The following is a 21,225-nucleotide window of genomic DNA, read 5'->3' on the forward strand; positions in this document are numbered from 1 at the left end:
CCGGTCCCTGGGGCGCCCCTAGGGCGCCTCCCGCGGGTCCACCTCGCGCATGACGAGGCCGGACTGGAGGCGCGGGTAGAAGTAGGTGCTCTTCTGCGGCATCGTCTCGCCCGCGTCCCCGATGGCCTGGACCTGCCACATGGGCGTCGGGTTCAGCAGGAAGCCGACCGGGTGCTCGCCCGAGAGGACGCGGTTCACGGCCTCCCCCGCGTCGCGGACGTAGGTGACGTTCTCCTGGTTCGTGACGGCGCTCGGCGAGAGGCCGAGGAGGTGCTGCAGCACCGCCCCGTGGAGCACCGTCACGTCGAGCGCGCGGAGCGTGTCGTTCCTCGGGAGCTCGGCGGCCTCGAGGTCCGCGTCGTCGCGGAGCGTGAGGATCCGCGCCTTCTGGTCCTCGTGCGTCACCATCAGGAACGCGATGGACTTGCCGCCGTGCTCGGCGAGCCTCGAGATCGCCCAGGCCCGCCCGGAGGCGCGGTGGAGGTCCTCCGGGAGCGTCTCGACCGTGAAGAAGCGCGAGAGCGCCTCGAGGAACGCGGGGAGCGAGAAGTCCTTGAGGCCGAAGAGCAGCCGGTGCGTCGGGAAGAGGATGAGCCCCGGATCGCTCATGGGGCAGAGGAAGAAGAGCGCGTAGTGGTGCCCCCCGTCGCGGGGCAGGGTCGGCTCGGCCGCGTCGAGGAGCCGCTCGTACTCGAGGCAGGTCTCGTACCGGTGGTGACCGTCGGCGATGATGATCCGCTCGCTCGCGGTGAGCGCCCGGAAGGCCGCGACGGCCTCCGGGGCGTCCACGCGCCAGAGCCGGTGGTGCACCCCGTCGTCGGTGTCCACCTCCGCGGCGGGCTCGTGCCCCGCGGTGAACTCGTCGAACGCGCGGGCGGTGGCGCGCGCCTCGTCCCGGTACAGCCCGAGCAGCGGCGACAGGTTCGCCTTCACCGCCTTGAGCAGCTCGAGGCGGTCGGCCTTGGGCGCGGCGAGCGTCTTCTCGTGCGGGACGATGACCCCCTCCCCGAACGCGTGGAGGCGGACCGCGGCCATGAACCCGCGCCGCCGCACGTGCCGGCCGTCGGGGGCCCAGAAGCTCTGCTCGAGGGGGTAGAACGACGGGGCCGGATCGCGGCGGAGGATCCCCTGCTGCCGCCAGCGCGCCCAGTGCTCGGCCGCGCGCGTGTACTTGTTGGAGAGGGGGCCGTCGCCGGGGCGGTCTTCACCTACCGTGACGTGGACCACGTTGTCCGGGCTCCGGCGGAGCAGCTCGTCGCGCTGCTCGATGGAGACGAGATCGTACGGCGGAGCGAGGAGCAGCCCCAGCGCCCGCCCCCGAGAGGCTGCGTACCGGGTGCCGCGGAAGGGGACGATCTCCGCCATGGGGCTGGGACCCTAGATCACGGCCCCGTCCGGTGCAAGGCGACGTGAGAGCGCGTCGAGCACGGCCTCGAACGCGACCGCGCCGGCCCGCACCAGCCGGACGGCGTCCCCCTCGACCGCCACGATCGTGCTGGGGAGCCCGCCGGGCGTCGGGCCCGCGTCGAGCACGTGGTCGACGCGCCCCCGGAGCGTCCGATCGAGCGCCGCGACGCGGTCCGGTGGCGGACCGCCGGAGAGGTTCGCGGACGTCGAGACGAGGGCTCCCCCCGCGGCCGCGGCGAGGGCGCGGGCGACCTCGCTGCCGGGGATCCGGAGGGCCACCGTGCCCGTGCCCGCGTGGATGGCGGGGTGCACTCCGGGTCGCGCCGGCAGGACGATCGTGAGCGGACCCGGCCACAGCCGGTCGGCCAGCCGGACGGCGGCGCCCTCGAGGCGCGCCACCGCCGCGACCTGGGCCCGATCCGCCGCGACGAGCGGGAGCGGCTTCCCCTCCGGCCGGAGCTTCGCACGGGCGAGCCGCTCGAGCGCCTCGCCCGCGCTGGCGAGCGCCCCCAGCCCGTAGAAGGTCTCGGTCGGGTACACGACGATCCCGCCCGCGCGCAGCACCGCGGCGGCCTGCTCGACGCGACTGGCGAGCTCGGGTTCCATCCTCCGCCATCTTAACGCCCGAACGGGCGCGCGCACGGGCGGGCCAGGGCGCGCCTGCGTCGCGCGGTCTCGCGCGTCACCGCGCCCGGCGCACCACGACCACGCCCACCACGAGGAGCAGGAGGTTCGGCCCCCACTGGGCGAGCCACGGCGTGAGGCGGCCGGACATCCCGAGCGCCTCCCCGACGCCCTGGAGCGACCAGAACACGAGCGACACGCCGACCGCCTCCACCAGGGCGACGGCGACGTGGCCCTTGCGGTTCGCGCGGAGCGCGAGGGCGACGGCGAGGAGCACGCCGGGGACGGCGGCGAACGGGTACGCGAGCCGGCCGTAGCGCTCGAGCTCGAACTCGACCACCGGCAGGCCGAGGTGGCGGCGGATCGCGATCTGTCGCAGCAGCGTGAGCCAGCGCATCTGGGCCGGGCGCCCCGGGACGACCGAGAAGGACTCCGGCGGCTCGTCGAAGCGGTAGCGGCGCGCCGGCGCCTGCTCCAGGGTCATCCGGCCGTCCAGCTCGAAGCGCCGGTCCTGCACGTCCTCGAGGACCCACGCGTCGCCCTCGGGCCGCATCCGCGCGGCGTCGATCCGGCGCGCCACGGTGAACTCCGGCGAGAGCTCGAGGATCGTCGCGCGCTCGAAGCCGCCGCCGGGCAGGTTCCCGCGCAGGTGGTAGACGTGCCGCCCGTCCTGGCCCCGGAACCAGCGCTTCGGCTCCCGCGCCGCCAGGTACCTCCGCAGGTCGCCGCCGCGCCCGAACCGCTTCGCGGTGATCTCCTCGGCGCGATCCGCGGCGCGCACGCCCACCACGTCGTTCAGGACGACCAGGGCGACGCCGGACAGGATCGCGACCGCGAGGATCGGCACCGCGATCCGCCACGGCCCGAGCCCGACGGCCCGCATGGCCGTGTACTCGCGCGTCTGCCGGAACGTCGAGGTCGCGATGGACGCGCCGAGCAGCATCGCGGCCGGGGCGACCAGGTAGACGACCCCCGCCGCCTTGTTCGCGTACAGCTCGAGGACGGCGGGGAACCAGCCCGGCCCGGTGAACGAGGCGGCGTTGTCCACGAAGTCCACGGCGAGGAAGATCCCGACCACGCCGACCAGGGCGCCGAGGAACGCGCCGAGCGTCCGCCAGGCGACGTACCGGAGGAGGATCACCGCACCGCCCCCGCCCCGCGGTGAGCCATGAGGCCCACGAGGAGGAGGCCCACCGCGCCGAGGATCGCGTTCGGCAGCTCGAGGCCGACCATCGGCGAGAGGCTCCCGCGCTGCACCAGCACCTCGCCGCCGCGGAGGAGGAGGTAGTGGGCGACGATGACGAGGAAGGTCGCCCCGACGCCGAAGGCGCGGCCGCCGCGGCGGTTCGCGCCGAGGGGGACGGCGATGAACGCGAACGGGATCAGCACCAGCGCGGCGGAGAACTTGCGCTGCAGGAACCCCTCCCAGCGGTGGGCCTCCAGCTCCTTGCCCTGCGCCCGCGCCTCGGCGGCGAGCCGCTGGTAGTCGCCGATCGTCTGCTCGCGGGACGAGCGCGAGACGCCGTTCCGATCCGTGAGCGCGGTGCCGAGGCCGATGAGCATCCGCGCCCCGGAGAACTCGGCGAGCGCGTACTCGTCCGCGCCCTCCGCCGACGGCTGCTCCAGCTCGCGGTGCGCCTCCCCGTCCTCGAGCACGAGCTGCACGTCCTGCTGATCGCCGAAGGGGGCGAGCCGGCCGCGCCGCGCCAGCGCGAGCACCGGCGCGCCGGGGTTCGAGCGGTCGCTGATGAGGACGTTCTCCCAGCGGCCCCCGCTCGCGCGCTCCGCGTAGAGCGTGTAGCCCGGGATCTGGTCGTAGAACGTCCCGCCGCGGACGTCGTTCATCACGTTCCGCTTCACGATGTCGTTCATCCGCTGGCGGGCGAAGCGGAGCCCCGCGGGCTCGACCGAGAGCGACAGCCACCCGCCCACCACGGCGAGGATCGCCGCGAGCACGAGCGGGACGCGGACGAGCCGGGTGGGGGAGATCCCGGCGGCCCCGAGCGCCACCACCTCGCGATCCTCGGCCAGCCGGCCCACCCCGACGACCACGCCGAGCACGAACGCGATCGGGAGGACGAACCCGAGGAAGTACGGCAGCAGCGCCAGGATCACGAGGGCGACGTCGCGGAGCGACACGCCCGAGCCGAACAGGACCTTGGCCTGCCCGAGGATCTGCGTCGCCAGGAGGAGCTGCGTCAGGAAGAGCAGCGCCGCTCCGAAGGGGAGCAGGATCTCCTTCGCGAGGTAGCGGTCGAGGAGCCGCACCCGGGGGTCATCCCTCCCCGCCCGAGAGCTTCGCCTGGAGGGCGGCGTCCTTCGCGAGGACCTGCTCGGCCATCCGCTGGCGCTGGGCGCGCACGCGGGCGGCGACCTCGGGATCCTTGCGCGCGATGATCCGCGCCGCGAGCAGCCCCGCGTTGCGCGCGCCCGCCTTGCCGATCGCGAGCGTCCCGACCGGCACGCCCGAGGGCATCTGCACGATCGCGAGCAGGGCGTCGAGGCCGCGGAGATCGCTCCCCGCGAGCGGGACCCCGAGCACCGGCAGCTCGGTCTCGGCCGCGCAGACGCCGGCGAGGTGGGCCGCGGCGCCGGCGCCGCAGATGAGCACCTCGATCCCGCGCCCGGCCGCCTCGCGGGCCAGGGTGCCGGTGCGCTCCGGCGTGCGGTGCGCGGAGGAGACGTGCACCTCCGACGCGATGCCCATCTCGTCGAGCGCCTTCCTCGCCTCCGACATCACCTCCCAGTCGGAGTCCGAGCCCATGAGGATGAGGACCCTTGCGTTCGTCATGGCTTCTTCCCGATGTCCCTGCGGAGCTGCATCCCGCGGAACCGGATCCGCGCCGCCGCCGCGTAGGCGCGCGCCGCCGCGGAGTCCAGCCCGTCCCCGAGGGCGCACACGGTGAGCACGCGCCCGCCGTTCGTCACCACCGCACCGTCCGGCCTCTGGGCGGTGCCGGCGTGGAAGACCTGCACGTCCGCGTCGAGCGGCGCCTCGAGCCCCTCGATGACGTCGCCGCGGGACGGCGTGCCGGGGTAGTTCTCGGCGGCGAGGACCACGCCGACCGCCGCCCGCGGGTCCACCGGGAGCTCCACCCCGGAGAGGTCGCCCTTCGCCGCGGCGACCAGCGCGGGCACCACGTCCCCGGCGAGGCGCATCATGATGGGCTGGGTCTCGGGGTCGCCGAACCGCGCGTTGAACTCGATGACGCGCGGCCCGTCCTTCGTGAGCATGAGGCCGGCGTAGAGGACGCCGCGGAACGGGCAGCCGCGCCGGGAGAGCTCCCGGAGCGCGGGGAGCACCACGTCGCGCTCGACCACCGCCTCGACCGCCGGCGTCACGTTCGGCGTGGGCGAGAAGGCGCCCATCCCGCCGGTGTTCGGCCCGCGGTCGCCGTCGAAGATCCGCTTGTGGTCCTGCGCGGCGGGGAGGAGCCGCACCCGCTCGCCGTCGGAGAGGCAGAGGCAGCTCGCCTCCGGGCCCTCGAGCCGCTCCTCGACCACCACCCGGGCGCCCGCCGCGCCGTGGACGTGCTGGACGAGCATCGCCTGGAGCGCGGCCTCCGCCGCGGCCACGTCGCCGCAGACCACCACGCCCTTCCCGGCCGCGAGCCCGTCCGCCTTCACCGCGACGCGGCCGCCGCGGGCGCGCGCCCAGGCGAGGGCGGGCGCGACCGCGTCGAAGGTCTCGTGGGCGGCGGTCGGGATCCCCGCCGCGCGCATGACGTCCTTCGCGAACGCCTTCGAGCCCTCGATCCGGGCGGCGGCGGCGCTCGGCCCGAACGCGAGGACGCCCGCCTCGCCGAGACGGTCGGCGAGCCCCGCGACGAGGGGCGCCTCGGGGCCGATCACGACGAGATCGATCCGGTTCTCCTTCACCCACCGGATGATCGCGCCGTGGTCCTCGAGCTTCAGGGGTACGAGGGTCGCGACCTGCGCGATGCCGGGGTTCCCGGGCGCCGCGAACACCGCGGACACGAGGGGACTCCGGGAGATCTTCCAGGCGAGGGCGTGCTCTCGGCCGCCCGAGCCGACGACGAGGATTCGCATGAGAGCCCGCGCTTATACCATGGCCGTCCGCGACGCGCCCCGCGCGCCGGCGGGACGGGCCGACCGACCGCCCCGCCGCCCGGGCTCCGGGCGGCATCGGGCGATCCGGTGATCAGTGCCGGAAGTGCCGCATCCCGGTCGCGACCATCGCGATGCCCGCCGCGTCGGCGGTGGCGATGGCCTCGGCGTCGCGGATGGACCCGCCGGGCTGGATGATCGCCGTCGCGCCGGCCTTGATGATCTCCTCCACGCCGTCCTTGAACGGGAAGAACGCGTCCGACGCGACGGAGGACCCGCGCACGTCGAGCTGCTTCTTCATCATCGCGGTCTTCACCGACTCGACGCGGCTCGTCTGCCCGCCGCCGATCGCGACCGTCCGGTCGTCCTTCGCGAACACGATCGCGTTCGACTTCACGTACTTCACGACCTTCCACGCGAAGAGCAGATCGCGCCACTCCTGCTCGGTCGGAGCGCGCTTCGTCATGGGCTTGCAGTCCTCGCGGCGGATCGACCCGAGGTCGCGGTCCTGGACGACCAGCCCGCCGGGGATGGAGCGGAGCTCTCGGAGCTCCTCCGGGCGCCGCCTCCACGTGGCGCGCGGCTGGCCGAGGCGCGGCGCCTCGAGGAGGCGCAGGTTCTTCTTCACCGCGAGCGCCGCGCGCGCCGCGTCGTCGTACGCCGGCGCGATCACGCACTCGAGGAAGAGATCGGTGAGCTGCTCGGCGGCGGCGGCGTCCACCGGGCGGTTCAGCGCGACGATGCCGCCGTACGCGGAGACCGGATCGCACGCGCGGGCGCGCGCGAACGCCTCGGCGAGGGTCTGGCCGAGGGCCACGCCGCAGGGGGTGTTGTGCTTGATGATCACCGCGGCGACGTCGTCGAACTCCTTCACGTTCGCCAGCGCCGCCTCGAGGTCGAGGAGGTTGTTGTAGCTGAGCTCCTTGCCCTGCAGCACCTTCGCGAACGCGACGGTCGGCTCCTCCGGCTCGCGCGCGGCGCGGTAGAACGCGCCCGCCTGGTGCGGGTTCTCGCCGTACCGGAGGTCCTTCACCTTCCCGTAGACGGCCGCGAGGGTCTGCGGGAAGTGCGCGGGCTCGGACGCGGGCGTCTCGCGCGCGGTGAGGTACTCGGAGATCGCCGCGTCGTACGCGGCGGTGTGCGCGAACGCCTTCTTCATCAGGTAGAAGCGCGTCGCGTCGGAGAGCGCCTTCGTCCGCTCGAGCTCGTCGGCGATCGCGTCGTAGTCGGCCGGATCGACGACCACGCCCACGTGCGCGGAGTTCTTGGCCGCGCTCCGCACCATCGTCGGGCCGCCGATGTCGATCTCCTCGACGCACTCGGCGAACGGCTTGCCGGCGGCGACCGCCTCGCGGAACGGGTAGAGGTTCACCACCACGAGGTCGATGGGCGGGATGTCCCGGGCCTTGACGTCCGCCTCGTCGGAGGCGAGGCCGCGCCGGTAGAGGATGCCGCCGTGCACCCGCGGGTGGAGCGTCTTCACGCGGCCGCCGAGGATCTCCGGGGCCTGGGTGTAGTCGCCGACCGAGACGACCTTCACCCCGCCGGCGGAGAGCGCCTTCTGGGTGCCGCCGGTGGAGAGGATCTCCACGCCGAGGGCGGCGAGACGCTTGGCGAAGGGGACGAGACCGGTCTTGTCGGAGACCGAGACGAGCGCGCGGTGAACCATGTGTGGCGACCTTTCCGATGTCGGCGAGGTCGCCGTTGTAGCGGACGCCGGGCTGCCTTTCAAGACACGAGGCAGCGTCCGGGCGCCGGGGTAGCGCCCGCCGCCGCGGCCGCGACCCGGCGGTCGCGGCGCCGGCCTCAGCGGCCGCGCGGCCCCGCGGGGGCCGGGACGCGGGGCTCGTCCTCGGTGATCGACCGGAGCTTCGAGAGGCCGCGGGTCTCCACCTGCCGGATCCGCTCCCGGGTCAGGTTCATGATGGTCCCGACCTCCTCCAGGGTGATGCCGCCTCGATCGGCCACGTCGAGCGCGCAGGTCTCGTCGAGCTCCCACACCTCCCGGTCCGGGAAGTTGAGCTTGATGGACCCGGTCTCCGGGTTCACGTCGAGGTAGAGGTGGTGCTTGCAGGAGATGAACATGCACGGACGCGGCCCGTTCGCGCAGTCCGCGCGCGAGCGCGGCCGTCGAGCCTCCAGCTCCCGCATGGTCGCGTCGAGCTCCGGATCGACGAGCCCGAACGCCCGCTGACGCCGCAGCTCCCGCGCGATCTCCTTGCGGGACATCGTCTTCGACCGGCGGCGCCCCCGCTTGCCGTCGCCGTCCAGCTCCTCGCCGGGCGCCTGCGCCTGCGCCTGCGCCTGCTCCTGCTCCTGCTCCTGCTGCTCCGCGGATCGCTCCCCCGCGGGCTCCGCGGTCCCCTTCAGCTCGCTCATCCCCTGCCCTCCCTCTCCGCCACGGGCGCCCTGGGAGCGCCGTCCACCGTCCACGAGCGCCGGGCCGGCGCCACGATCGTCACGCCTCGACGGCCTCCGCCGTCACCGTGGCGACCGCTCCACCCACCTTCTCGATCCGGTCGAGCGCCTTCCGCACCTCGCGCTCCGCCCGGACGAGCTCGTCCTCGAACTGCCTGCGGCGCGGGTGCACCCGCGCCTTCCGCGTGAGCTCCTCCACGAGCTCCTGGAGACCCTTCTCCACGTCCTCGAGCCGGTTCCGCACGGTCACGAAGCTGCCGCGGATGTCCTCGACCGTGTAGCCCTCCGCCATCATCCTTTTGATCAGGGCGATCCGGCGGACCACCGACACCGGGTAGAGCCCCGTCGAGCCGGTGTGCTTCCCCTTCCGGCCGACGCGCCGGCTCCGGGGCAGCAGCCCCACCTGGACGTACTTCCGGAACGTCGCGGCGGACAGCCGCACGCCCTTCTCGCCGAACAGCCGCACCACCTCACCGCTGGTGATCCCGCCAGCCCGCGCTCGCTCCAGGCGGGCGATCTCGTCGTCGCGGAAGTCCACCGAGGATCTGTGCGTGATTTGTGCCACTGAGTGTCTGCTACCCTGTATATGCCACTGAAAACTTGATTTCCAAGCTAATCCATTGAGTGGCGAGCGTCAACCGGGGCGGCTGCGACGTGTCCGCGGAGCGGGACGTCCCGGGCGGGCGTGCGGAGGGGGTGTGCGGGCGGACCACAGGCGTCGGGGGCGGGCGCGTCCCGCGTTCGCGCTCCGTGACCGTGAGGGTGACCGCCACCGCCACCGTCACCGCCACCGTCACCGGCGTCTCCGTGACCCGTGAACCGCCTCCCGTGGCCCGTGGCCCGGTTACCCGTGGTCCGACGGCCTCACGGGCCAGGGACACGGGGATCCGTGACGGGCACGGTCAGGTGACGTCGCCCGTGCCCCGTCACCGTCACCGGCGTCTCCGTGACCCGTGAACCGCCTCCCGTGGCCCGTGGCCCGGTTACCCGTGGTCCGACGGCCTCACGGGCCAGGGACACGGGGATCCGTGACGGGCACGGTCAGGTGACGTCGCCCGTGCCCCGTCACCGTCACCGTCACCGGCTTCCCCGTGACCCGTGATCCGCCTCCCGTGGCCCGGTTACTCGTGGTCCGACGGGCTCACGGGTTCACGGGCCACGGTTCACGGGCTCACGGACCACGGTTCACGGGGACACGGGCCAGGGGACACGGGACCCGGGACCCGGGACCCGGGCACGGGGATCGGTGACGGTCACGGGCACGGTCACGGACCGTCCCGCGACCGGCCGCCATCACCGCCCGAGGCGCGCGGACCACTCCGAACGGCGGCCGGGCGCGATCTCGATCAGCGCCTCGCGGACGCCATGCCGGGGATGCGAGGCGCGCACGCGGTAGCGTCCGGGCGGAAGCTCGAGCGTGACCGGCGTCTCGCCGGCGGGACGTCCGTCCACGGAGACGTACGCCCAGGAAGTGGACGTGACGTGAAGGATGCCCGGCGTTCCGGCAGGGACCGGCGTGCCCTTGGACTTCACCGAAGGGCGAACGGCCTCGAGCGGAGGGGAGCTCGGGGGCGAAGCGCGGCGGGAGGGGGACGTGCTCGGGGAAGACGCAAGCCCCGCACCCGTACCCGTACCCGTACCCACCGACCGTCCCCGTGCTCCGCCTCCCGGGTCCCCGAGACCGGCTCCCGGGTCCCGTGCCCCGCCTCCCGGAGCGTTCGGGGTCGAAGCGCTCGGGTTCGAAGCGCTCGGGTTCGGGTTCGGAGTCGGGGTCGGGAGCGGCGCGTCTCCCCGAGATCCGATTCTCGAGGCCTGAAGCCTGCTCGCCCCCACTCCGCTCGCGATCCCGGCCGCGGTCGCCGCGACCACGACACCGATCGCCGCGAGCGCGGCCGTGCGCGCTCGCCGGCGCCGCCGCGGCGGCCGCTCGATCGCGGCGGTGCGGGTCGGGGCGTCCGAGGTCTCCGTCCAGCGTCCGCCGCGCTCCTCGACCTCGTCCCGGGGGGCGTCGAGCCGAGCGGCCTGCTCCTCGACCGCCTTCGCCGCCGCGATCGCCTCGGCCTCCGCTGCCGGGGCGTCCGCCGCGCCGCGCGAGCGGACCCGCGTCGGCTCCGACGTGGGCGGCGCCGCGATCGCGCCCTCCGGCCAGAGCTGGTGCATCAGCGCGCGGAGATCCCAGTCCTCGGGCGAGCGCGCCAGGGACAGGAGGACCCGCCCGAGCGCGGTCGCGAGCTCCTGCGCGGAGGCGGTCCGCGCGGCGGGATCGCGCTCGAGCGCGCCGAGGATCACCGCGTCGAGCTCCGGCGACACCGCCTCGTTCCAGGCCGACGGCGGCGAGGGCGGCGGCCCGTCGAGGACGGCGGCGAGCGTCGCGGCGTCGCTGTCGCGCGCGAACAGCCGCCGCCCGGCGCACAGCTCCCACAGCACCACCCCCAGGGCGAAGACGTCGGCGCGGCCGTCGAGCGGCCCGCCGCGCGCCTGCTCCGGCGCCATGTACGCGAGCTTCCCCTTCACCGTGCCGGGCTCGGTGAGCCCGGCACGGCTCATCGCGCGGGCGATCCCGAAGTCGGCGAGCTTCACCTCGCCCTCGAACGAGACGAGCACGTTGTGCGGCGAGACGTCACGGTGAACGAGCCCGAGCGGCGCGCCGTCGGGGCCGGCGAGGCGGTGCGCGTAGGCGAGCGCCCGCGCCACCTCGGCGCCGACGTGCACCGAGCGCGGGAGCCCGAGCCTGAGCCCGAGCTCGCGCGCCCGCTCGGCGACGCGGCCGAGGCTCCGGCCCCGGACCAGCTCCATCGCGATGTAGTAGCGGCCGTCCACCTCGTCGAACTCGAAGACCTGGACGATGTTCGCGTGCCCGAGCCGCGACGCGAGGCGCGCCTCCTCGACGAACATCCGGACGAACTCGCTCCGCGCCTCGTGCTCGCCGCGCACCAGCTTGAGCGCGACCTCCTTCACGACGCCCGCCGCGCCGGTCGTCTCCGCGCGCCACACGTCGGCCATCCCTCCGGACGCGAGCGGCTCCAGGAGCCGGTACTTTCCAAAGGCGCGCACCGGCGCCGATTCTAACCGAGCCGGACCGTCCGCAAAGAACACGGACAGAAGACGACGGGCGCGGCGGAGAGGATCCGCCGCGCCCGCGCGCTCGTGATTCACGACGTCCGGCAGCGCTACCGGCGGCGGACGCGCACCCGCACCGCCCGGCGCGCCGCGCCACCGCGCGCCGCGAGGAGGAGGAGCAGCGGGAGGGCGAGGAGGGCCCCGCCGCCGAGGCCGCCGCCGGAGCCGCAGCCTCCGCCGCCTCCGCCGCCGCCGCCCGATCCGCCGCTCACCGCCGCGCTGGCGCCCGTCGCGCTCGTGAACGACTTGCCCTTCGCCGCGAGGATCTTCTGCGCCAGCGCCTCGCGCGCCGCCTCGAGCTTCTCCGGCGCCACGTCGGTGGACCACGCGTTCGGGAACAGGTCCCGGGCGATCTGCCGCGCGCCGTCCCGATCCCCCGCGTCCGAGAGGAGCTTCAGGTACTCGTAGTCCTCCATGCCCTCGCGGATCATCTTGAGGCGGATGGACGCCACCGGGATGTCGGTCTTCCCGCCGATGCGGGCCGGGGTGCCCGGATAGAAGAGCGTGCCGTCGCCGTTGCCGCTGAAGTCCCACTGGTTCGACCACGCGTCGTGCGTGAACGCGTTCGCGGTCTCCCAGTACAGCTCGCCGGTTCCGTCCTCGAGGAAGGTCAGCCACTCCATCGCGCGGTTCCGCGACGCGGACGCGTCGATCATGTAGCTCGGCCAGCCGGTGTAGTAGCGGTCCGTGTCCGAGGGCGAGCCCATGTTCACCGTGCCGCCGCAGCCATGGCTCATGCAGCTCTGGTAGAGCCACAGCTCGCGGTTCTTCCCTCCCTGGAGCCAGCCGTCGTAGCGCGCGCGCTGATCGCCCGCCACCGCGCTGCCCGGCTTGTCGTCCATCCAGTTGATCACCGGCACGAGCAGGTCGATGTCCTGGTCCACGCCGTGGTCCTGCGCGTCCCAGATCTGCGTCGTGACCAGCGTGCGGAAGTCCGGATCGGCGTCGTGCGCGGCCTGCGCGCGGGGGCCGATGTCACTCCACGCGCAGGTGAGCGGCGGCTCGTCGCAGACGTAATCGAACAGCCGGTCGAACCAGCCCTTCGACCGCGCGAAGCTCGCCCACTGCTTGTGGTCGTCCACGCTGGTCTCGCTGCCCATGTACTTCAGCGCGGTGGCCTTCGCGCCCTGGAGCTGCGTCGGGGCGGTGCCATCGAAGAGCGGGCCGTAGAAGCGCTCCAGGTGCCCGGTGTCGAAGCTCGCGCCGTCGTCGGTGACGCCCGTGAGCGTGACGCGGTGGTCGAGCCCCATCTGGCCGTAGCGCGCGCGGAGCGTCGCGAGGTCGTCGCCGGACACGCCGCCGTGCGCGGCCGGGATCACCCCGTACGAGAGGTTGAACGCGGTGCGGAGCGAGGAGGTGGAGGGGAGCTCGAAGTCCCACACCACCAGCGAGAACGGGACCTTCGCCTCGCCCTCCGCGGAGGAGACGGTCACCTCGCCCTGGTACGTCCCGGGCTTCGCGCCCGCGGGCACGTGGACCTCGACCCAGATCGCCCGGCTCTCGCCGCCGCTCACGTCGAACGGGAACGCGCTGCGCTGCTCGCCCACGACGTCGTCCACGTCGGGGACGAGCGCGTCCGGCCAGCGGCCGGCGGCGCCGTCGAGCGCGGACGGCTGCGGGAGGTCGATGAGCTCCTCGCGGTAGAGCCGCGGCGGGTCCATGCCCGCCGGGCCGGAGAGGGTCGCCTTCGCGCGCACCTGCGTCGCGGGCCCGGTGACGACCACCTGGAAGGCCTCGAACTCGTTGCGGGCCGCCGCGAGCCGCGCGTCCGTGGTCTGCCGCGGCGTCGCGTCGGGCCGGATCTTCTCCGCCGACGAGGCGGTCCACACCTCGCCGGCGCGGGGAGCGAGCGGGGCGAGGGTCAGCACCGCGGCGGCGGCGAGGAGGGATCGGCGAATCGACATCGGTCGGGCTCCTTTCGGGGTTCGTTGCAGCGCTCCCGAAACGGAGGGCCTACCGACCGAATTTCTCTCCCCCTGGTGAGCGGACGTACGCTGAAGAGGGCGTAGCTCGGGCGCCCGCGCAGTCCGTCCGACGTTCGCCGTCAAACGGAACGCACGACCCCACCGGGGCCTACACCACGCTCGCTCGCTCGTTCTTTCGCTGGGGCGCTACGGTCCGCCGCGCAGCGACGCTCCCACGGCGCGCGCGCAGGCGGGCGCCGCGCGCCCCGGCTTCACGCCGGGCGCACGCCCGCCCGTGTAGAAAATGGGGCCTGCGCTACTTGCGCGGATCGCCGAGGGAGCCGCTCGGCGGGATCGGACGCCGGGGCTGCGTCGGCAGCGGCGGCGGGCGCAGGGCCGCGCGCGGCAGCGGCGGCGGCGTGGGACGCGCGCCGTCGCGGCTCGCCGGCACGATCTCGGGGCCGTGCTCCAGCAGGTCGATCCGCATCCGGACCCGCTCGAGGCGGTCCAGCGCGGCCGCCAGCGCCTCGTCCAGCCACTCGTCGGCGGCGCGCCGCTCGTTCGCGGCGACGATGCGCCCCGCCCGGCGGAGGGCCTCCCACACCGCGCGGTGGAGGAGCTTGAACTCGCGGGCGACGCGTGCCGGCTGGGCGCCCGAGCGGACGAGCACCATGCACCGCTGCAACCCGTCGGCGCCCCGCGGGCGGGACGCCGGCGCATCGCCGCGCAGCGCGAGCGACAGCTCCCGCAGAAGCGGCAACACCGCGAACCCGATGGCGGGCTCGCCGCCGAGCTCCTCCTCGACCGCGCGCTTCCAGGCCGCCGCGATCTCGCCTCGCTGCTCCTCGACGAGGAGCCCCACCGCCACCGCACCCACGCGCGCCTCCGATCGGACGCCTCGCCGGACCGTGCGCCCGGCGTGCTCGAAGCGAAGCAAGCGCTCTGCCAGCACAGGTCGCGGGCCTGCCGCGTTGGCGCACGGCGGGGAGGGAACCGGCCTTCACACTCGAGGAAGCCCCGGACTCCCGGCGCTCCCCGGCCACGCCTCCTTGGCAGCGCGACCGCTGCACGGCGCACGGGTGTGGCTGGCCGGCCCTTTGCTTGGTGGTGCCGCTCGCAGGGAGCGCGGGCGGTGGCCGATCGGGCGAGCGCGCGAGCGGCACGCCCGGCGGCGAGCGATCGCCCGGCGCGTTGCCGGCGGCGCGCGCGGCGGAGGCTCCGGGCGAGGGCGGCGGTGTTCACCTACTACGGGTTCCTCGCGACGCGGGTCGCGCCGCGCCGGCTCCTGGCCACGGCGGCGCGCCGCGCGGTCCGCGGGGCGCGCAACCGCCTCGCGCCGCCGCTCGCCCCGTCCCCCGAGCGCCTCCTCGAGATCCTCGGCTGCTCCGACCTCCCCTCGCTCGCCGCCCTGCTCGGCCGCGCTCGCCCCGCCCCGCCCGCCTGGACCCCGGGCGCGCTCCGCCGGGCCCTCGACCGGCACGTCCCCGGCGAATCGGAGCGGGCGATCGCCCGCGCGGAGGCCGCCGCCGACGGGCGCGTCGAGATCTACGGCCGCGCGCTCGACGCGCGGCGCGCCGACGGCGGCCTCGACTGGCAGCGCGACCTCGTGAACGGCGGCCGGTTCGCCTGCGCCCCCTCGGGCGCGCTCCCGAGCGGTCCCCGGCTCGACCTGAAGATGGCGTGGGCGCTCGCGCGGGGCGAGCAGTGGATCGCGCTCGCCGAGGGGGCGGTGCTCGACGGGCGCCGGGGCGACGCGCTCGCGGCGGCGCTGTCCGCGCAGGTCCAGGACTTCGCCCGGGCGAACCCCGTCGGCCACGGCGTCCACTGGACGAGCGCGATGGAGGCGGCGCTCCGCGCCTGGAACCTCACCGTCGCGCTCTGGATCCTCTCCTTCCGCCGGCGCGCGCCGGATCCCGGGCTCGCGCTGGAGGCGGCGCGGCTCGCCGTCGCCACCGGACGCTTCGTGCTCGCGCACCTCGAGGACGACACCGCCGTCCCGAACAACCACCTCGCGACCGACTGGCTGGGGCTCCTGGCCTGCGCCGCCGCGCTGCCGGAGTGGCCCGAGGCGCCGCGCTGGAGGGCGCTCGCGACCGGTGGGCTCCGCCGCGCCATCGCCGAGCAGGTGAACGCCGACGGGACGAGCTTCGAGGGCTCGGTCGCGTACCAGCGCTTCTCGACGGAGCTCTTCGCCGCCGGGCTGCTCCTCGCGCACGCGGGTCGGAGCGGCCTCGGCCGCGACTACGCGCGGCGGCTCGCGGGGCTGTTCCGCTCGACGCGGGCGCTCCTCTCCGCCTCCGGGGAGCTCCCGCAGCTCGGCGACAACGACTCGGGGCGCGCCCTCGCGATCCGGCCGCGCGGCCCCACCGAGGGCGGCTACCTCCTCCCGCTCGGCGCGGCGCTGCTCCGGGATCCCGCCCTGCTCGTCGTGCCCGGCGCCGGCGGCGCGGCCGAGGTCGCGTGGCTCCTCGGCCCGGCGCCCCTGGAGTGGCTCGCCCGGGCCCGCCCCGGCCCGCCGCCGCGGAGCGCGGTCCACCCCGACGGCGGCTACCACGCGCTCCGGCGCGGCGCCGTCGAGGCCTTCGTCTCCTGCGGCCCCAACGGCCAGCGCGGGATCGGCGGCCACAACCACAACGACAAGCTCGCCCTGGAGCTGTTCGTGGGCGGCGTGCGCGCGGTCTGCGATCCGGGGATGCCGGTGTACGGGCGCGACCCCGCGCTCCGCGACGCCTTCCGCTCGACGCGCGCCCACGCCACCGTGGTCGTCGACGGGCTCGAGCAGGCGCCCCTGGTGCCCGGCCGGATCTTCGCCCTGCCGGAGGCGGCCGCCGCCCGGGTGATCGACCAGTCGGAGGGCGCGGCCGCGGCCCACCTCGTCGGCGAGCACCGCGGCTTCGTCGCCCGGACGGGCGTCGTCCACCGGCGCGAGCTCTGGGCGGCGGCGGACGGGCTCGTCGTCGTCGATCGGCTCCTCGGCCGCGGCACGCACGCGATCGAGCTGCGCTGGCCGCTCGCCTCGACCCGTCCCCGCCTGCGGCCGGTCTCGCCCGCCGAGGCGGACGGGCTCGCGCGCCTCGCGCGCCTCGCGGGGCTCCGGCGCCCCGCCGACCCCCTGCGCGCGGTCGAGGTCCCGCTCGGCGGGGAGGGGCTGCTCCTCGTCGCCTTCTCCTGCCCCGCCGGGCTCGAGCCCGAGCTCGGGCCGGCGCTGCGCGCGCCCGGCTACGGCCGCCTCGAGGACGCCACGGCGATCCTCCTGGCCGCCCCCGTCGCCTGCCCCGCCGCGCTCGCGACGCTGTTCCTCCACCTGCCCGCGGGATCCCCCGCGGCGCGGAGCGCGCCCCCATGATCGAGCCCACCCCCGGCGGCGCTGCGTGCACCCAGGGCCGACGCCTGCTCTCCCGCCTCGTCGATCGCAGCGCCCGCGTCGCGGTGATCGGCCTGGGCTACGTGGGGCTGCCGCTCGCCCTCACCTTCGCGCGCCGCGCCGGCCTCGCCGCGACCGGCATCGACGTGGATCCGGACAAGCCCCGCCTCCTCGCCGCCGGCCGGAGCTACCTCAAGACGGTGGACGCCGCGGCGATCGCCGAGGCGGTGCGGGGCGGGCGCCTCGAGGCGACCACCGACTTCGCCCGCGCCGCGGCGTGCGACGCGGTGGTGATCTGCGTGCCGACCCCGCTCACCCGCGCGCGCGAGCCGGACCTCGGGTACGTCGAGCGCACCGGCGAGGCGCTCGCGCCCTTCGTCCGGCCGGGCCAGGCGATCGTGCTCGAGTCCACCTCGTACCCCGGGACGACCGAGGAGGTCCTCCTGCCGATCCTCGAGCGCGGCAGCGGGCTGCGCGCCGGGCGCGACTTCTTCCTCGCGTTCTCGCCGGAGCGCGAGGACCCCGGCTCGGGCGTCGCGACGCACACCGTCCCCAAGATCGTCGGCGGCTACACGCCGGCCTGCCTCGAGGCCGCGCTGGCGCTGTACGGCGTCGCCTTCGAGCGGGTGGTGCCGGTCTCCTCCACCCGCGTCGCGGAGATGACGAAGCTCCTCGAGAACGTCTTCCGGAGCGTGAACATCGCGCTCGTGAACGAGCTCAAGGTGCTCTGCCACCGGATGGGGCTCGACGTGAACGAGGTGATCGACGCCGCCTCCACGAAGCCGTTCGGCTACATGCCCTTCCAGCCCGGCCCCGGGCTCGGCGGCCACTGCATCCCGATCGATCCCTTCTACCTGACCTGGAAGGCGCGCCAGTACGAGTTCCAGACCCGGTTCATCGAGCTCGCCGGCGAGGTGAACACCGAGATGCCCCGGTACGTCGTCGGGCGGACCATGGAGGCGCTGAACGAGCGCGGGAGGGCGCTCCGGGACGCGCGCATCCTGGTGCTCGGGATCGCCTACAAGAAGGACGTGGACGATCTGCGCGAGAGCCCGGCGGTGCGGCTCATCGAGCTGCTCCAGGAGCGCGGGGCCCAGGTCGTCTACCACGATCCGTACGTGCCGCGCGTCCCGCGGATGCGCCAGCACCACCTCGACATGGTGAGCGTGCCGCTCACCGACGAGGCGCTCGAAGGCGCCGACGCGGTCCTCGTCGCGACCGACCACTCCGCCGTGGACTACGCGCGCGTCGTCGAGCACGCCCGGCTGGTCGTGGACACGCGGAATGCCTGCCGGGCGGTCCGGGTCGGGCGGGAGAAGATCGTGAAAGCCTGACGGGCGGCGTGCTACACCTCCCTCGCCTCTCCGCCGCACCGGAGCGATCGCGATGAGCACCCCCCTCCCCCTCCCTCCCCTCGACGAGCTCCTCGGGCAGCCCCGGCGCGCCGCGCTCGACGCGTTCCGCCGCGCCGGCTGGCGCCCGTACGCGACCCCGATCGCCCTCGACGCCGAGCGGCGGCGGCTGCTCAACCTCGATCTGTCGGAGCCCGACGTCGCCTTCGGGGAGCAGGGGGAGCTGGCGGCGGTGGCGAACGTCGAGGCCGACCGGCACGGGATCGTCACCCACGTCGAGGTGGTCGGCGCCGAGCCGGTCGATCCGGTCCGCGTCTCCCTCGCGCTCCTCGGCGCCGAGGTCGGGCCGCCCCGCACCGGCGGGAGCGCCGAGGCGCGCGAATGGGTCTGGGGCCCCGAGTCCGGCGTCCACGTGGCCGTCGCCGGCGAGCCCGTCCGCGTCTGGATGTGCGCCGAGCGCGCGTACGGCGACCGGCTCTGGGTCGTGGCGAGCCTGGTGCGCAGGGTCTAGCGCGCGTCCTTGCGCCAGCCCTGCCAGACGACGTAGCGGCGGAAGTCGGACGCGAACTCGGCGTCGCCGATCCCGATGGCCTCGCGGAAGGCCGCAGGGAACCGCTGCCCCTCTCCCATGAGCTTCACGATCCGGTGGACGCGCTCCTCGCCGTAGCGGGCGAGGAGGAACACGACGGCGTGGTGCGCGGCGCCGTACACCACGTCCGACTGCTCCTGGTAGAGCGGGTCGGGATCGAGCAGCGGGTCGCCCACGACCGAGGCGTTCCCCCGCGCGACGCGCGCCCGGGCGCCCGCGACGCCCCCGCCGGAGCCCGGCAGCGCGTCCTCGTAATACCGGCCGAGCGCCTGCAGCTCGCCGCGCCGGTACCCCTGCCCCGCGGCGACGCTCGCGAGCCCCTCGCTGAACCAGCGCGGGATGTCCTTGTACATCCAGGTCAGCTCGTCGCCGGCGAGCTGGTACATCGCGCAGTGCGTGAGCTCGTGCGCGACGAGCTCGCCGACCTCCGCGTCGGACGCGCCGAGCAGGCCCCACGTGCGCGGCGACTGGAGGTCGATCTGCCCGAACCGCGCCCAGGCCCGGAGCCACTCGTACCCGTCGCGGTGGACGGCGGCCTCGAGCGCGGCGTGGGTCGGGTGGAGGACGACGTCGATGGGCGAGGAGAGGATCCCCCAGCGCGCGGCGCGGGGCGCGGCGGCCCGGAGCGCCCCGATCACCTGGCGCGCGGCGCCGGCGTCCTCGGGGAGGTAGTGCACCCGGAACCGCGCCGTACCGACCGTGACGTCCTCGACCCGCGCCCCCTCGCCGCCGCGCACGGCGCACCCGGTCGCGAGGACGGCGAGGACGAGGGCGGCGGCGGCGCGAGGCACCGGTCCAATTAGCGTCCGTCCTCGCCGGCGCGCAAGGACGGCGCGACGCCGCACAGCGTCAGCAGCAGCGGCGCGAGGTGGGTGAGATCACCCACCGTGTCCAGGGCCGCGGCGGCCGGACCGAAGCCGAGCACCGGGACCGGTGCGAGCGTGTGGTTGCGGGTCGAGAGGTCCTCCACGTTGCCGTGATCGCTCGTGACCACCAGGGCGTCGTCCGCGGCGAGCCCCTCGACGACGGCGCGGAGGAAGCGATCGAGCCGCTCGAGCGCGTCGAGCGCGCGCTCCATCGACCGGGCGTGCCCGGCCTCGTCGGTCTCGAAGAACTCGAAGAGCGCCAGGTCGTGCCCTCGCGCGACGCGCAGGAAGATCTCCGCGGCCTCGGCGGGGTCGCGCGACGGCAGGCGGGCGCCGTGCTCGCGGGCGCGCGCGCCGGTGAGATCGTGGGTGAGCGCCTCGCCGCGCGCGGCGTCGGCCCAGGTCCGGAACCGCCCGCCGCCCGCCGCGAACGCCACCGTCGTCGCGGAGGGGCGGACCCGGCGCCGCCCGGTCAGCGCCCACTCCGGCTCGCCCTCGGCCTCGAGCCCGAGCGCGCGCAGGTACGCGACCGGGTAGGCGTTGGCGAAGGCGGCCCGCCGGCCCGCCGCGGCGAGCGTGCCGAACAGCGACCGCTCGCGCAGGAGCACCCGGAGGGGCGCGTTGGGGTAGCCGAGGAGGTGCCGTCCGATCAGGTGCGGCGCGTTCTCGCCGGTGAGGATCGTGCTCTGGCCGGTGGCCGACTGCGGGCGTCCCGGGACGCCGAGCCGCGCGTCGGCGAGCACCGCCCGGCCCCCCGCGGGGAGCGGCGCGCCGGCGCCGTCCGCGAAGCGCGACAGGAGGAACTCGCCCCGGGCGAGGGGGTTCTCGTCCGGAGCGCGGGCGCCCGCCCCGACCCCATCCACGAACACGAAGAGGACCGACACCCTCTCATCATATGACGGCGGCGCCGCCCCTTCTTGCGGTGCCCCGGTGTCCACTCGCCCCGGAGGCGGCGCTATCCTCGGTGGACGGCACCAGGCCCGAGGCCCCATGCCCCGCCTCCCCGCGTTCCCCGAGGACTGCACCATCACCTTCGATGGCCGCGCGGTCCGCGCCCGCCGCGGCGAGTCCGTCGCGTCCGCGCTCCTCGCCGCCGGCCGCCCCCTCCTCGCGCGGAGCCCCAAGTACCACCGCCCCCGCGGGCCCTTCTGCCTCGCCGGCTCCTGCGGCACGTGCCTCGTGCGCGCCGACGGGCTCCCCGACCAGCGCGCCTGTCGGCTGCCCTGCCGGGACGGCCTCGCGGTCGAGAGCCAGAACGCGGTCCCGGGCGCGGCGCACGATCTCCTCGGCGTCGTCGACCTCGCCTGGCCGCACGGCCTCGACCACCACCACCTGATGACCTGCAACACGCTCGCGAACCGGGCGGCGGTGGCGGTGTCGCGGCGCCTCGCCGGCGTCGGGCGGCTGCCCGCGGCGACGCCGGCGCGCCCCGCCCCCCGGCCCGTCGAGGAGGCCTGGGACGTCCTCGTCGTCGGCGCGGGGCCGGCGGGGCTCGGCGCGGCGGAGGCCCTCG

18 protein-coding genes are annotated in these 21,225 nt (G+C 75.3%); 4 read left to right on the forward strand and 14 right to left on the reverse strand.

Going from position 1 to position 21,225, the window contains the following annotated elements; all coding sequences use genetic code 11:
• Positions 1-18: 18 nt before the first annotated feature.
• The 12 genes from MNZ27_RS14105 to MNZ27_RS14160 all read right to left on the reverse strand — a co-directional run bounded on the left by MNZ27_RS14105 (position 19) and on the right by MNZ27_RS14160 (position 14,418).
• Complete coding sequence (locus MNZ27_RS14105) at positions 19-1,365, reverse strand: DUF1015 domain-containing protein (protein WP_242394720.1); 1,347 nt, start codon at positions 1,363-1,365, stop codon at positions 19-21.
• Positions 1,366-1,377: 12 nt separating this feature from the next.
• Positions 1,378-2,013, reverse strand: a complete 636-nt coding sequence (locus MNZ27_RS14110; protein ID WP_242394721.1) for an L-threonylcarbamoyladenylate synthase — start codon at positions 2,011-2,013, stop codon at positions 1,378-1,380.
• A gap of 76 nt (positions 2,014-2,089) precedes the next feature.
• A complete protein-coding gene (locus MNZ27_RS14115) occupies positions 2,090-3,172 on the reverse strand; it encodes an LptF/LptG family permease (protein ID WP_242394722.1) in 1,083 nt (360 codons plus the stop codon).
• A complete protein-coding gene (locus MNZ27_RS14120) occupies positions 3,169-4,299 on the reverse strand; it encodes an LptF/LptG family permease (protein ID WP_242394723.1) in 1,131 nt (376 codons plus the stop codon). The genes MNZ27_RS14115 and MNZ27_RS14120 overlap by 4 nt, the downstream gene beginning before the upstream one ends.
• A 7-nt stretch (positions 4,300-4,306) precedes the next feature.
• The gene (gene purE / locus MNZ27_RS14125; RefSeq protein WP_242394724.1) at positions 4,307-4,822 is read right to left on the reverse strand and encodes a 5-(carboxyamino)imidazole ribonucleotide mutase; all 516 of its coding nucleotides are present in this window, start codon (positions 4,820-4,822) and stop codon (positions 4,307-4,309) included.
• Entirely contained in the window at positions 4,819-6,081 is a 1,263-nt protein-coding gene (purD, locus tag MNZ27_RS14130) for a phosphoribosylamine--glycine ligase (RefSeq protein WP_242394725.1), read from the reverse strand. Before purD ends, purE begins: the two co-directional genes overlap by 4 nt.
• 112 nt (positions 6,082-6,193) lie before the next feature.
• Positions 6,194-7,768 carry a bifunctional phosphoribosylaminoimidazolecarboxamide formyltransferase/IMP cyclohydrolase gene (gene purH, locus MNZ27_RS14135; protein ID WP_242394726.1) on the reverse strand — a complete coding sequence of 525 codons (1,575 nt, stop codon included), beginning with the start codon at positions 7,766-7,768 and terminating at the stop codon, positions 6,194-6,196.
• A gap of 137 nt (positions 7,769-7,905) precedes the next feature.
• Positions 7,906-8,478: a sigma factor-like helix-turn-helix DNA-binding protein gene (locus MNZ27_RS14140; protein WP_242394727.1), complete on the reverse strand. Its 573-nt coding sequence runs from the start codon at positions 8,476-8,478 to the stop codon at positions 7,906-7,908.
• 79 nt (positions 8,479-8,557) lie between these two features.
• Positions 8,558-9,055 carry a MerR family transcriptional regulator gene (locus MNZ27_RS14145; protein ID WP_242394728.1) on the reverse strand — a complete coding sequence of 166 codons (498 nt, stop codon included), beginning with the start codon at positions 9,053-9,055 and terminating at the stop codon, positions 8,558-8,560.
• Positions 9,056-9,810: 755 nt separating this feature from the next.
• A complete protein-coding gene (locus MNZ27_RS14150) occupies positions 9,811-11,571 on the reverse strand; it encodes a serine/threonine-protein kinase (protein WP_242394729.1) in 1,761 nt (586 codons plus the stop codon).
• A gap of 116 nt (positions 11,572-11,687) precedes the next feature.
• Complete coding sequence (locus MNZ27_RS14155) at positions 11,688-13,541, reverse strand: DUF4091 domain-containing protein (RefSeq protein ID WP_242394730.1); 1,854 nt, start codon at positions 13,539-13,541, stop codon at positions 11,688-11,690.
• Positions 13,542-13,857: 316 nt separating this feature from the next.
• A complete protein-coding gene (locus MNZ27_RS14160) occupies positions 13,858-14,418 on the reverse strand; it encodes a hypothetical protein (protein WP_242394731.1) in 561 nt (186 codons plus the stop codon).
• Positions 14,419-14,775: 357 nt separating this feature from the next.
• Between MNZ27_RS14160 and MNZ27_RS14165 the strand changes: the two genes are divergently transcribed.
• Genes MNZ27_RS14165 through MNZ27_RS14175 form a run of 3 tightly spaced genes read left to right on the forward strand, consistent with a single transcriptional unit; the run spans position 14,776 to position 18,768 of the window.
• A complete protein-coding gene (locus MNZ27_RS14165) occupies positions 14,776-16,887 on the forward strand; it encodes a heparinase II/III family protein (RefSeq protein WP_242394732.1) in 2,112 nt (703 codons plus the stop codon).
• A complete protein-coding gene (locus MNZ27_RS14170; protein WP_242394733.1) occupies positions 16,884-18,239 on the forward strand; it encodes a nucleotide sugar dehydrogenase in 1,356 nt (451 codons plus the stop codon). The genes MNZ27_RS14165 and MNZ27_RS14170 overlap by 4 nt, the downstream gene beginning before the upstream one ends.
• Before the next feature lie 52 nt (positions 18,240-18,291).
• Entirely contained in the window at positions 18,292-18,768 is a 477-nt protein-coding gene (locus tag MNZ27_RS14175) for a hypothetical protein (RefSeq protein ID WP_242394734.1), read from the forward strand.
• Here MNZ27_RS14175 and MNZ27_RS14180 read toward each other — a convergent pair.
• Positions 18,765-19,637, reverse strand: a complete 873-nt coding sequence (locus MNZ27_RS14180) for a hypothetical protein (protein ID WP_242394735.1) — start codon at positions 19,635-19,637, stop codon at positions 18,765-18,767. The genes MNZ27_RS14175 and MNZ27_RS14180 overlap by 4 nt on opposite strands.
• Positions 19,638-19,645: 8 nt before the next feature.
• Positions 19,646-20,596 (reverse strand): alkaline phosphatase family protein, encoded by a 951-nt coding sequence (locus tag MNZ27_RS14185; protein WP_242394736.1) that lies wholly within the window; start codon positions 20,594-20,596, stop codon positions 19,646-19,648.
• Between the two features lie 106 nt (positions 20,597-20,702).
• Here MNZ27_RS14185 and MNZ27_RS14190 point away from each other — a divergent pair.
• Positions 20,703-21,225, forward strand: a 523-nt coding sequence (locus MNZ27_RS14190; protein ID WP_242394737.1) for a (2Fe-2S)-binding protein, incomplete at its 3' end; no start/stop codon positions are given.

This window comes from Anaeromyxobacter oryzisoli (assembly GCF_022690765.1).
Classification (GTDB): Bacteria; Myxococcota; Myxococcia; order Myxococcales; family Anaeromyxobacteraceae; genus Anaeromyxobacter; species Anaeromyxobacter oryzisoli.

Coding starts and splice junctions, on each gene's coding strand:
- MNZ27_RS14105 (WP_242394720.1), bottom strand. CDS start 1,365: ATGGCGGAGATCGTCCCCTTCCGCGGCACCCGGTACGCAGCCTCTCGG.
- MNZ27_RS14110 (WP_242394721.1), bottom strand. CDS start 2,013: ATGGAACCCGAGCTCGCCAGTCGCGTCGAGCAGGCCGCCGCGGTGCTG.
- purE (WP_242394724.1), bottom strand. CDS start 4,822: ATGACGAACGCAAGGGTCCTCATCCTCATGGGCTCGGACTCCGACTGG.
- purD (WP_242394725.1), bottom strand. CDS start 6,081: ATGCGAATCCTCGTCGTCGGCTCGGGCGGCCGAGAGCACGCCCTCGCC.
- purH (WP_242394726.1), bottom strand. CDS start 7,768: ATGGTTCACCGCGCGCTCGTCTCGGTCTCCGACAAGACCGGTCTCGTC.
- MNZ27_RS14140 (WP_242394727.1), bottom strand. CDS start 8,478: ATGAGCGAGCTGAAGGGGACCGCGGAGCCCGCGGGGGAGCGATCCGCG.
- MNZ27_RS14155 (WP_242394730.1), bottom strand. CDS start 13,541: ATGTCGATTCGCCGATCCCTCCTCGCCGCCGCCGCGGTGCTGACCCTC.
- MNZ27_RS14170 (WP_242394733.1), top strand. CDS start 16,884: ATGATCGAGCCCACCCCCGGCGGCGCTGCGTGCACCCAGGGCCGACGC.
- MNZ27_RS14175 (WP_242394734.1), top strand. CDS start 18,292: ATGAGCACCCCCCTCCCCCTCCCTCCCCTCGACGAGCTCCTCGGGCAG.